The sequence below is a fragment of the Alkalihalobacterium elongatum genome (assembly GCF_019024285.1).
In the GTDB taxonomy this organism is placed as follows: Bacteria; Bacillota; Bacilli; order Bacillales; family Bacillaceae_F; genus Alkalihalobacterium; species Alkalihalobacterium elongatum.
Window position 1 is genome coordinate 1 of sequence record NZ_WMKZ01000012.1, and the last position, 12,654, is coordinate 12,654.

General features: G+C 38.8%; 7 protein-coding genes. 1 reads left to right on the forward strand and 6 read right to left on the reverse strand.

The annotated features are described in order from the left end of the window. Window positions 1-1,573 (forward strand): peptidoglycan-binding protein (locus GKP30_RS13045; RefSeq protein WP_216829897.1); only part of this gene is annotated, 1,573 nt, incomplete at its 5' end. Between the two features lie 116 nt (window positions 1,574-1,689). On the opposite strand, the gene GKP30_RS13050 is transcribed toward GKP30_RS13045, so the two are convergent. From GKP30_RS13050 to GKP30_RS13075, 6 genes are all read right to left on the reverse strand, one after another. Beyond that, a complete protein-coding gene (locus GKP30_RS13050) occupies window positions 1,690-3,897 on the reverse strand; it encodes a peptidoglycan-binding protein (RefSeq protein ID WP_216829898.1) in 2,208 nt (735 codons plus the stop codon). A gap of 136 nt (window positions 3,898-4,033) precedes the next feature. Then, window positions 4,034-5,647: an ATP-grasp domain-containing protein gene (locus GKP30_RS13055; protein ID WP_216829899.1), complete on the reverse strand. Its 1,614-nt coding sequence runs from the start codon at window positions 5,645-5,647 to the stop codon at window positions 4,034-4,036. 80 nt (window positions 5,648-5,727) lie between these two features. Continuing rightward, complete coding sequence (locus GKP30_RS13060; protein ID WP_216829900.1) at window positions 5,728-7,350, reverse strand: acylphosphatase; 1,623 nt, start codon at window positions 7,348-7,350, stop codon at window positions 5,728-5,730. Between the two features lie 61 nt (window positions 7,351-7,411). Further along, complete coding sequence (locus GKP30_RS13065) at window positions 7,412-9,043, reverse strand: acylphosphatase (protein WP_216829901.1); 1,632 nt, start codon at window positions 9,041-9,043, stop codon at window positions 7,412-7,414. Between the two features lie 117 nt (window positions 9,044-9,160). Continuing rightward, window positions 9,161-10,678, reverse strand: coding sequence for an ATP-grasp fold amidoligase family protein (locus GKP30_RS13070; RefSeq protein WP_216829902.1), 1,518 nt, complete (start codon window positions 10,676-10,678; stop codon window positions 9,161-9,163). After that, the gene (locus GKP30_RS13075; RefSeq protein ID WP_216829903.1) at window positions 10,659-12,653 is read right to left on the reverse strand and encodes a glycosyltransferase; all 1,995 of its coding nucleotides are present in this window, start codon (window positions 12,651-12,653) and stop codon (window positions 10,659-10,661) included. Before GKP30_RS13075 ends, GKP30_RS13070 begins: the two co-directional genes overlap by 20 nt. Window position 12,654 lies beyond the last annotated feature (1 nt).

A 12,654-nucleotide genomic window follows, 5' to 3' on the forward strand; every position in this document is an offset into this window, starting at 1 on the left:
AACCGAAGCTCAAGTCATGGCTTTTCAACAAAGCCAAGGTTTACCGGTTACGGGGGTTGCTGATGAGCAAACATTACAAACCTTACAACATGCCGTAAATGCTGCTTCACAGGCTAGCCCTACTGGCTTACGTATTGGTGACCGCGATGAGGCTGTTATCCAACTAAAAATTGGTCTCGATCAGGTTGGATTTACCGTGCCTGGGAATACAACCAATTACTTCGGTTCTCAAACCGAAGCTCAAGTCATGGCTTTTCAACAAAGCCAAGGTTTACCGGTTACGGGGGTTGCTGATGAGCAAACATTACTAGCCTTACAAGATGCCGTGAATATTCCTTCCGAATTGACTGGCCTACGTTTTGGCGACCGGGATGAGGCTGTTATCCAACTGAAAATTGACTTGGACAAAGTTGGGTTTACTGTACCTGGAAATACAACCAACTACTTTGGCTCTCAAACCGAAGCTCAAGTCACGGCTTTTCAACTAAGTCGAGGATTACCAGCTACGGGTGTTGTTGATGTACAGACTTTACTAGCTTTGCAAGATGCAGTAAACGCTCTTCCACCACCGACTCCTACAGTTTTTCGTTTAGGTGATCGGCATGACGCAGTTATTCAACTAAAAGCAGATTTAGATAAAGTTGGCTTCACAGTACCTGGTAATATGACAAACTTATATGGTTCACAAACAGAAGCTCAAGTTAAGGCTTTTCAGCATACGTACAACCTTCGTGCTGATGGAATAGCAGGACCAGCGACGTTAAATAAATTAAAAGAAGTAGCCGCTAATCCTCCTGTTGTCCTTCGAAACGGTGTTAGACATAGCTCTGTCATCCAACTCAAAGTTGATTTAGGTAGAGTTGGTTTCCCTGTTCCTGGTAATAATACAAACCTTTTTGGTGACCAAACGGAAGCCCAAGTAAGAGCCTTTCAGCGGGCTAACCGCTTAGTTGTCACAGGAGTTGCAGATCCCTATACTTTAAAAACGTTACAGGATATTGTTAAAAAACTACCAACAGGGCCTCTACAAGGGTACAGAATTATAATTGATGCTGGACATGGCGGATCCGACTCTGGAGCTATTGGCGTCAATGGTCTAAAAGAAAAGGATGTCGTCCTTGATATCTCTAAACGAGTCGAGAAAAAATTGAAGGCTGCTGGTGCTACAGTAATTATGACCCGTTCTACGGATGTGTTCATCACTCTAGACGAACGTGTAAGAATTGGGAATAATTCGAATGCCAGTTCTTTTGTAAGTATCCATGCTAATTCATTTAATAAAAGCGCAAGAGGTGTTGAAACCTACTGGAATAGAAGCAGTAGTTCTTCTCTAAGTAAAAGCCTCGCTGAAGAAATTCAAAAAGAGTTAGTAAAAGCAATGGAAACGACTGATAGAGGTGTGAAAGAAGGTAATTTCCGAGTCATTAGAGAAATAACTATTCCATCGGTACTCGTTGAGGTTGGTTTTATTGATAACAACAGCGATGGTGCCAAGCTTGCCCAAAGCAGGTACCGTGAGCGAATTGCCGATGCAATATATAAAGGAACAGTAACGTATTATAATAATAGATGATAAATAGCCTACTATTTTAGCGCAAGTAATCAATACACTCTTACTTGCGCTATTTTTATGAGCATAAATCAAAAAGAAGGGTACGCCTTGCGTACCCTCCTTTTGCTCTAGGTTTATTAATTTCTAATCGTTTCTATCAGTGTTTTTCTCGTTACAGGGTCAGCGATACCTGTTACAGGAAGTCCAACTGACGCTTGAAATTCTTCTACCTTCCTAGTTGTAATGGAACCATAGAAGTTCGTTGGGTTAGTAGATACGAGAAAACCTGCAATTTCTAAATCTAGTTTCAATCGAATGACGTCTGGGAGGCGATCGCCTTCCTTAAGAGATGTTGTTGTCACTTCACTGAGTTTTTGTCTTGTCGTAACATCCGCTACTCCTGTCACTTCTAGACCGTAATGAGCTTGAAACTCTCTTACTCTTGTAGACGTAATTGGACCGAAATAGTTATTCGGGCTTGTTGAAACTTGGAAGCCAGCATTGTCTAAGTCGATCTTAAGTTGAATTACTTCAGAGCGTCTATCTCCTTCTTTTAAAAAAGATGTGGCTAGAACTTCCGATAACTTTTGTAATGTTACAGGACCTGCCACCCCATCTGCTGGTATGATACCATAAGCAAGTTGGAAGTCTCTTACTCTACTTGTTGTAATTGGACCATATAATTGAGTTGGATTATCCGATACCTTGAAGCCCACACTCTCTAAGTCAAGCTTTAATTGAGTTACTTCTGGGCGTCTATCTCCTTCTCTTAATGTTAATCCAAGAGGAATTTGTTTTAATTTTTCCAATGTTGCAGGGCTCGCTATTCCATCTACTGGTATAATTCCATAAGCTAGCTGAAAATCTCTTACTCTATTTGTTGTAATTGGACCATAGTAGTCGGTTGGATTATCCGATACTTTAAAACCAGCTCTTTCTAGATCCAGCTTTAATTGAATAACTTCTGGTCTGCGATCTCCCTCTCGCAACGTTAATGCGTGGGGAATCTCTTTTAATTTTTCTAATGTTGTTGGACCTGCTATTCCATCAGCTGGAGTAATTCCATAGGCTAACTGAAAATCCCTTACTTTTCTAGTCGTAATCGGACCATAATAATCGGTTGGGTTATCTGATACTTTAAAACCAGCTCTCTCAAGATCAAGCTTCAGTTGGATGACTTCAGGGCGTCTATCTCCTTCTTTTAAAACCAACGGGCCGTCTTCATCTTGTTCTTTCACTTTATTAAATGGGGCTTGAACTAAACCAAAACCATATAACTCGTCTCTTCCCGTTGGTCCAAGATCAATAGCCATATCTTGTAGCATTTTTCTATATTGCAAATGGGTTAAATTAGGGTGTGCTTCTTTTAATAACGCTAAGGTTCCAGTTACAAATGCTGTCGACATTGACGTACCACTAGACAACCTCGTTTTATTATTTAAATGTGTACTTAGAATATTCACACCTGGAGCAGAAATCTCTACTGCAGGGCCAGTGGCTGACGTTGCCCATCTATTATTCTTCGAGTTCGTCGCTGCAACTGCAATCGCTGAAGCGTATCTTGCAGGGTACTCTACAGTGTTTCCACTTCCCGTTCCATAGTTACCAGCAGCGGCAACAACTAAAATCCCACTATTGTATGCATTATCTACCACTCGCTTTAATGTATCTGACCTATTTGGGGTTGCTAGGCTTAAATTAATAATATCCATATTATTTGAGATGGCCCATTCAATGCCTTCTACAATATCAGAAATATTTCCTACTCCTGATTCATCTAATACTTTTACTGAATATAGCTGTGCATCTGGAGCAACTCCAACTACTCCTACTGAATTATTCTTTGCTCCGATAATTCCAGCAACATGAGTACCATGACCATTATCATCGTCGTAAGAGCTCGTCTTTGTTGAAAATCCACCTTCAATTTTCAAATCTTGATGTGGTGCAATCCCTGTATCTAATACAGCAATCTTTACCCCTTTTCCTGTAAAACCTGACTCCCAGGATTTTGGCGCTTGGATCTGCTGGACACCCCAGTCAACGACTTGCCCACGAATGGAAACAACATGATCCACTTCTATAGATAAAACTTCAGGATGTTCTTCTAATTCAGCAGCTGCACTCGGTGATAACTCTACAGCAGCAGTTGAAAGCTGTTCAAATTTCTTAATAAGGGTACCGTCATATTCTTCTAAAATGTCATCATCTATCGTTTCTTTAAAGATGACAATCATCTGCTCTTTCTCTTCAATATGTGCAGAGACTTGTATATGAGGTATTAATAATATGGATGCTAGAAGTAAGATAATATACTTTTTTATCATTGCCTCACCTTTGCTCATTTATTTCTCTACCTATCTTTAAATATAGGTGATTTACTGTGATAAAGATACTAGTTTTTTCTACCTATTTTCAAAAAAAGAGAGGGGTTTATAAGAAAACCCCTCTTCTAATCATACGTTATTTCTTTGGTTGCCTTCAGGTCTTGAGTGTTTTTTGCGGTTTAAAAAATCCTCTGATCAGCATACTCAATTTTCTTAATGGTAACGTAAGCTTCCAGGACGTACTTTGTTTTATATTTCTAACGCGCTTTTCATAGCGCATTCGATCTTTTTCCGCTTTATCTATTTCTTTTTTCAACATGTTTAGCTCATCTTCAAGATGCTCTAATGTCATCGCATTTAGTCTATTGACGATTTCAAAGCCTTTTTTAATAGGCTTCTTATACGTTTCTTCGCTTATTGTATCGACATTACTAAATGGAACTAATTTTTCTTTAAAACCATCTACTACTGCTTCATTCGTTCCTGCAACTACGACTTCCATTTCATTCTTATTTATCTTTTGAATATAACCATTTAGGTCTAAGTCGAGTGCTTGTTTCTTGATAATATTCTTTATACCCATATTTACAGGGCCTAAGATCGTGTACTTCTTTGCATACCATGTAATCGCTGGGACTGGAGCTACTTCAATATCAATAACCGATCGGCTTTGTAGTGAATCAACGATGCTCTTGAAATCAAAGAAAACGTTGGAACTTTCCGTATCCATACCTTTTGTTTCTGGGAAATAATAATCAATAATAGCCTTTGGTATATCTTTTGCTTCACCTTCTATAGGATATAAGTGCGAACCAATACCAGCTTTTGTATTCAGCTCTAATATGACACCCTTAGTAAACGTAGGGTTTACAATCATATCGACTCCACATTGAACTAACCCTGGAACAGCTTTAACAGCATTAACGGCAATTTCTTTCAGTTCATCTGTTAATTGATCAGTGACATCAATAGGGTCTCCCCCTGCAGATACATTACTAATCTTTCTCAGATAAATACGTTTACCTTCCTTTGGAACACTTTCTAGTGTGTAACCCGCCGCTTCAATAGAATGAAGGACTTCTTTATCCATTTTAATCGGTCTGAAGTAAAGGTGAGGTATATCTTTTCGCTGTTTATTTTTTATACGAATTAATTGTCTAACTGTATTTACACCGTCTCCAACAATATTCGCTGGTCTTCGGTTTGCTGCACCGAGTACTTTATCGCCTAGTACATAAATTCTAATTTCCTCACCAGTAACAAACTGCTCAACAATGATTTCTGGGAAATTGAGTTGTTCTCGTACATATTTTACAGCTTCGACAAATTCCTTTTCTGTTTCAATGTTTGCAATAACCCCTTTACCTGCACAACCATTAGTTGGTTTAACAACAAGAGGATACTCCAGTTTATTGGCATAACTAAAGATCTCTTCATTCGTTGCTGTTTCTGCAAACTTTCTTCCTTGAGGTGTAGGTACACCTGCTTTAACTAGACGATCATTCGTGAGACCTTTATTATTACAAATATCATAAGCTTCTTCAGAAACTTTATCGCCTTTAGAACCTTGAAAGTGATGTACGCGTCCATTATAACCAAGAGAGTATCTGATTTGAAATTTCCCATCCTCATTATGGTTATAAAACTTTAGCGTAATGCCTCTTCTCCAAGCTTCAAGAGCTATTACATACATACTTGTTTTTTTTCTACGAGCTTCTAATGGTACAGCATCTACATAATGCGGTAGCCATTTTCTATTCTCCTGCATACGTATCCCTCTTTACTGTACTTTCCTTAACTAAACTATATAGGTAATTAAGGATTGTGTCACTATCAAGATTTTAGCATTTAATTCGTTTTCATCAGCTTCCTAATTATTCGAATTGGTTTCGTTATACGCCAACTAACGCTTTCTTCTAGTACTCTATATTTATTTTCAAGCGAATGATATTTTTGTTCAAGCTCTTTCATTTGTTTTTCTAATTTTTGATTTAATTCTACTTCTGCTGCGAGCTTATTTTTTAGTTCATTTTTAGTTGTGTCCTTCAATTTACCTTCTTCTAGTACTTCAAATCCAACATTAACCGAACTCAGCCACTCACTTTTTTCTACCTTTTTTACAATAGCTTTGTTCGGACTTTCATTATAAATAAGGCTTTCAAATTGTTCAATACTGTCTCTTTTACCAGCAATGACAATTAATACATTTCCATTATTCAAGTTTTTTGCAAATCCATGTAATTCTAGATTTCGACATCTCCTTAGAACCCAACGTCTATAGCCAACACCCTGTACTTTACCAGAAACCGTATAGCTTTGTTTATACAACTCTTCTTGCGGTGCTTGAGGGACAATAAACTCGCCAACCACGCCACTTTTGAGAAGATCTGCTATCGTTTTATAACTGAAGTGAACATTCTGTATTTTATTATTAACTGTTTCTGGAAAATAATAATCAATGATCGCTTTAGGAACATCACGAGCCTGTCCTTCCATTGGAAACATTATAGAACCGATATGAGCTCTAGAGTTTACTTCGATGACTACACCCCTATTATTTTTTACATCCACAATCATATCTAAACCACAATGCGATAAACCCACTGCCTTTGCAGCATTAATGGCAGTTTGTTTCATTTCTGGAGTTAGTTGAGGTGTAAAATCGACAGGGTCTCCACCTGCGGATAGGTTGCTCTTTTCTCGTAAGAAAACTCGCTCACCTTCTTCTGGAATAGACTCTAATGTATAACCCGAAGCCTCTAGAAGCGTAAGTACTTCATTGTCAACTTTAATTAAACGCTTTGAAGCAACTGGGTTGTTTTGTCTATCTTTATTTTTGAGTTCGATCAGTTTCTTAATGTTATTTTTACCATCCCCAATAACATTAGCTGGAATACGATTTGCCGCACCTATCACTTCGTTTTCAATCACATAAATTCTGCACTCTTCACCTTGCACAAATTTTTCTACAATTACACTGTCATAGTTCAGTTCTTTGCGTATATATTCAAGGTTCTTATTAAACGTATCCATATCTTGGATGTTAACAAAAACCCCTCTCCCTAAACTACCGTTTGTCGGTTTAATAACAAGTGGAAAACCAATCGTCTTAGCGTATTCAATGATCTCTTCATCGTTCGCTTCAGCTGGGAAACTTGTTCCAGCAGGGACATCTACTCCTGCATTTGCGAGGGTCTGTCTCGTTAATTCTTTATTTCTACATATATCAATACCTTCTTTAGAAATTTTATCGCCTAATGAGTGAGAAAATAAGTGTTCTCTTCCTTCATAGGTTAAAGAATATCGAAACTTATTTTTATTATTTTTATTTTTATAGACCGTGTAAAACTTTAAGGTTAATCCTCTTCTCCAGCCTTCCAACGCAATGGTGTACATACTTAGATTGTCACTATGGGCTTCAACTGGAATGGCACCTTCTAAATGCGGAAGCCAATTTTTATTGTATTGCATTTGATTTCCCCTCCTGGTAAAAGCACGATTATTGTGTTGCTACAAATGCTAAATACCAAAGTTATGATATTTTACGCTTAATATATTTAACCCAGTCAAATACCTTTCTAATCGGTAAAGTTAAGCGCCATACTTTACTATTTTGCAATTTCATATATTTTTGTTCAGCTCGCTGTCGCTGTCTCTCTATTTTTTCCAGCTCTTTACGCGATTTATTTATTTCAGCTATTAATTCTTTTAATTCCGCTTGGATCTCAAAACCAATTCGGACTGACTTGTCCCACGTTTCTTCAACCACTTCTCGAATTTCTACATTTCTTGGGTCTTGTCTTATTATCTCCATAAATCGCTCGACGTCCTCTTGATTAACACCAGCTACAATAACATCAATACTGTTGTCTGTCATATTGTTAATGACACCACTTAAATTTAATTCAAGCGCTCTTTTACGTAACCATTGGTGATAGGCAACTATTTGTACTTCCCCGTAAATGACATATTTCTTAGCATATACTCTGCCTAAGGTTGGTTTTGTCACTTCAACCTCAATCGCTGTTTTGCTCGCTAATGGCTGTAATACACTCTTGAAATCAAAGTAAAGATTCGTCTTATCAACTGATTTTGTTTCTGGGAAATAATAATCAATAATAGCCCCAGGAATGTCTCGACCTTTGCCTTCCATTGGGTATAACAATGAACCTAATTGTGCCGTTGGATTTAACTCTAAAATGACGGCTTGGTTATTTTCTGGCTGTGATTCATCGATAATAATATCTATACCACCGTGCGTGAGCCCAGGTACAGCTTTAACCGCATTAACAACTGTATTTTTGATCTCTGGTGTGAGTTCATCTAGAGCATCTGCGGAGTCTCCTCCTAGAGATATATTACTTTTTTCTCGCAGATATACAGTCTCTCCATCAGCTGGAACACTGTTCAAACTCTTTTCTGATTTCTCTAACATCTCACGGACTTCTTGATCAATTTCAATTAAACAGCTAAACAATCGCGGATTTTTCATTCTCTCCTCGTTTTTCCGATCAATTAGCTGTTGAATTGTTTGCGTCCCATCGCCCACAACGTTTGCAGGGATTCGGCGGATAGCACCTACCACTTGGTCATCTACGACGTATAACCTGTAATCATCTCCAGAGATATGCTCTTCAATAATGACATCTGGAAAATTGAGCTCTGATCGCACATAAACTAATGCATGCTCTAGTGCTTCGGCATTTTCGATGTTTGTGACGACACCTCGCCCAAAGCTTCCATCCGTTGGCTTAACAACTAGTGGATAACCAATCGTTGCAGCGAAATTAATTATTTCTTCATTTGTTGCTTCTGCGCTAAACTGTTTTCCCTTTGGAACAGCAACATTAGCTTTTGTTAACCAGTTTTTTGTCGCTTCCTTATCAGCACCAATTTCAACGGCTTCATTCGTTACTAGGTCACCACGAGAACGAAAAAAATAATGAGTCTTGTCTTGTGAACTAAGAGAAAACAATCTACCAGGCTTATTAACATACCAAACCTTTATATCACTAAATTTTTCTGATTCTTTCGAGTACCATTTTAGAGTTAACCCTCTTCTCCAACCTTCCAATGCTATTACATACGGACATAATTCATGACCCCGCGCAGCCTCTACTACTTCATTTGAAAGGTCAGGAAGCCATTCTGCTTTTTTCTCCATTGAGTTTCCTCCTAAGAATCAACCAACACTGCTTATATCTGTCAAATTGTTAGGTTTTTAAATATAATTATATAGCATTAAGAGACCGCTCAAGTCGATCTCCCCAATACATTTTACCTATAGTTTCTCTATTTTTCTAGACTGTTCTAAAAAACTAATAAAATGCGTAAACTTATTTTCTAATAATAAGTCCTTCACTAAACGCCCTTCGGCTTCTAAGAAGTATTCACCTAACAGTCGGTCTGTATTATTATCAAAATGATCATAGTGTCCAGGCTTCGGTGTGAATTCGCCAAAGACGAGTTCGTCACCACTCTTTAAAAAATCGATGCGCATAAATGGGGCTGGGATTTCTGCGCTTATTTTTTCAGCTATCTGAATTTGCGCTTCAGTGACTCCGTTGCCTTCGAATCGATCATCCTCGTACTTTCCAGTGGCCACTTGTTCTCCTGCTGCTGTCCACCAACAGTATTTAACCTCTGGAAAACGGATAATTTCAAGAATTAATGCGACTTTTCCATAGAAGCAATAAAACTTCAAATCACGTGCAGCTGTTTTTTCTGTTTCACTTTCAAGGACAAGTTCCTCGGTGATCCACTCATCCTTTTCAACCCAGCCAGACGCGAGATCTGCCTTCAAATAGGCTTGAAGCTCGTCCCAGCTTTGAATGATTTCAGAGCGTTTCACATCCTGGATATGAGTTGGCGAGTGAACGAGGTAAACACCTCTCGAGCCAGCTCCGTCAAAAGGTTTAATCACGATTTTCTCTTTTGGGGGAATTTCTTTAAACGTATACGTCTCAATCGATACCCACGGTCTTCTAACTCCGAGCTGATCAATAAACGAATACGCATCCACCTTATTATCAAGCATCCACTCTGGTACAAACCGATCGAGCTGCCTTTGTCTCGCTCTCATACTTAAGCTTGCTCTAAAAGAGGCTACTTCGTGAAGAGATAGTGAGTCAGCAGTCTCTGCAGAGCGAATAATAAATTCAGGAATTTCTTCAATTTTTAAACCTGTTAATACTTTTTCATAGACGAGACGCTTTAAATCATCGTCTTTGTTTATGAATAGTTTAGCCGCTTGCTTTAAGGACTCACAATATTTAGCATCATGAATGGATCTATTCTCAACCATACTGTCGAGAAATTCAATGATTTCACCTTTTTCGTTGGCCGCTTTCACTTTTTCGAGAAGCGCTTCACGGTCTATTTCCTCAAGCTTTAACAAGAGCTCTGTTTCCCGTTTCTGTTGCTGCTCAAGAATGTCTTTCGATTTCTTGAGCTTTTCTTTAGCAACAAATAGCTCTTTTTGAAGTTTTTTCGTCTTTGCCTTCAGCTTCTGATTTTCTTCAGTTGTTAATTTATATTTAGAGCCATAAATCGCTGTTTGGACAGAGTGCCACGTTCCTTTTATGACGTTGATCGATTTTCTTAACGGCCATGAATATTTATAGTACGGGCTTTTCGTGATCGTCTTATAATTTTTTTCTACTAAGTCTTTTTGTTTTTGAAGCTGTCTCTTTTCTTTTTGCAGCTTCTGGAGTTCTGCTTCTTGTTTAATTAACTTGTCTAAGAGCCGATCTTCGGTTTGCGTTTCTGGTTTAGACGAACTATTTTTTAACTCTTTCAATGATGACTTCCCCCAAATCCCAATCCTTATCTGCTAGGTTCAATGAGCTATTCTCAGAACGGCTAGTATTGATAAGTGTGTTACGTACGTGCGAATTGATAGGATACCAATTTGGCTTTTGTGCGAAATACTCCTCGAAGTTTCTATAACAAGCCGATAGGTCAAGTGGCGCCGTTTCATCTTTTTCGCGGTCTGTATCCAGAGATACGTCTATAATGACAACATGAGCAGCGTTTGCTTTTACTTGAGGAATGTGTTTTTGCCATTCTTGCAGTACTCGTGCATCCCTAATGACAAGTGCATCACAAATTATTTTCTCCCCATAAACGACCATTTGCACTTGGTCGCCATCAAGTAAATCACGAACGAGCGAATGAACCTTTTTATCAGGACTCACTTCATATTGAAACATTTGAACGAGGCCGATCTTTAATCCATTTTCTTTTGCTGTCTTGATTTCTTGGACAAACTCGTCATTTTCGCTTAGGCGATAATCAGCAGCGATCAAGACATCAAATGAACGATACCCGTCTGACTTTTCTTCTTTTTTCGTCCACATCGGTTCTGGGACTGGGAAAGGTCGCACCGTTTGCGGGAAATCATAATAGAAATTATCCGTATGCGCATGGAAGTAATCATGTGCCTCTTCATATTCCCTTCTTACACCCATTTTAAAGCCATGGTAACCAAACGCTGAATTTCCAGTTAGTGATGACTCGGTTTGTCGTTGAAAGGAGAGTGGTCCTGTTGGTAGCTCAATTATTGATTTTTCTCCAAACACTTTTTTAATTCGGCGAATGAACTCGGAATCGGCAGCAAAACGAACCGTATCCCAAAAACCTAGCTTTTCTGTAACGGCTTCACGCCTAAACATAAAGGATGACATATTGCTGAAAATATACGTTCCAGGCTTGCCGCGGCGATAAAATTTCATATCGTTCGTCGCTCTTGCTTGTTGCGATGTGTTCCCAATCATATCTGGATTTGCAACTAAGTGACGTACTTGCAGCTCAATCTTCTGGACATGTGACCAGTCATCGGCATCATTGATTGTTATAAAGTCACCTGTCGCTTCTTTCAACGCCAAGTTACGTGCAGCATAGGCTCCACCGTTGACCTTTGCCCTTAACAGTTTTACACGTGCATCCTTTTTCTCGTACTCCTCAACCATGCTTGCTGTTTGATCTGGGCTACAATCATCAACAACTAGCACTTCAAGGTTCGTCCATGTTTGTGCAAGTATGGAATCAAGTGATGTTTCAATGACGTCTTCAGCATTGTACACAGGCATTATAATGGTTACCTTTGGACCTGAGCTTGCTTCTTCGTATTTTTCCCCATTAGAACCCAGACGATCATAAGCGAGCTTCTCTTCGTTCTCTTCAGTAAGGAAAACATGATTGATTTCGTAAAGGTCTAATGCTTTATTCACCCAATTCAGCCGTTTTGTCATTGACGTTTCTAAGTTCGCCGCTGCAAGGTACGTGTCGGCATGCTCTCCAGTTGCTAGTGCTTTTGATAACGCTTCTTTTGCTGCTGGAATGTCTCCTAGTATTTCGTAGCATTCCGCTTCCATAATTGCAGCCTGACGAATTTTATTTGGATCGGCTTCATCCTGGATTGCTTTTGGTAATAATTCGAGACATTTTTGCGCATGATCCTTGTCATATTGATTCGCATGCCATAAAGCAAGCTCCCAATTAGCCAGACGATTTAAATAAGGTTCATCCTTTGCCTGACATAAAACTTCAAGCTCTGTAAGTCCTCTTTTAGTAAAACCGAGGTTATACAGACGATGTTTGACTTGCGTAATCTCTGCTCGTTGCCATTTCCCTGAAAATAATATTTTCTTTATATAAAACTTTTGCTTGTCTGTTAACGAATTTTTAAGCCATTCCCGCTGTTTTGGAGTAAGCACCTTATAACTTAACTGTTCTGTTGCATTTAAAATTTTTCGGATGTTTGATTTTACCATC

What these genes read in the sequence shown, in the direction of transcription:
- GKP30_RS13065 (WP_216829901.1), bottom strand. Translation starts at nt 9,043, where the DNA reads ATGGAGAAAAAAGCAGAATGGCTTCCTGACCTTTCAAATGAAGTAGTA.
- GKP30_RS13055 (WP_216829899.1), bottom strand. Translation starts at nt 5,647, where the DNA reads ATGCAGGAGAATAGAAAATGGCTACCGCATTATGTAGATGCTGTACCA.
- GKP30_RS13075 (WP_216829903.1), bottom strand. Translation starts at nt 12,653, where the DNA reads ATGGTAAAATCAAACATCCGAAAAATTTTAAATGCAACAGAACAGTTA.
- GKP30_RS13060 (WP_216829900.1), bottom strand. Translation starts at nt 7,350, where the DNA reads ATGCAATACAATAAAAATTGGCTTCCGCATTTAGAAGGTGCCATTCCA.
- GKP30_RS13050 (WP_216829898.1), bottom strand. Translation starts at nt 3,897, where the DNA reads ATGAGCAAAGGTGAGGCAATGATAAAAAAGTATATTATCTTACTTCTA.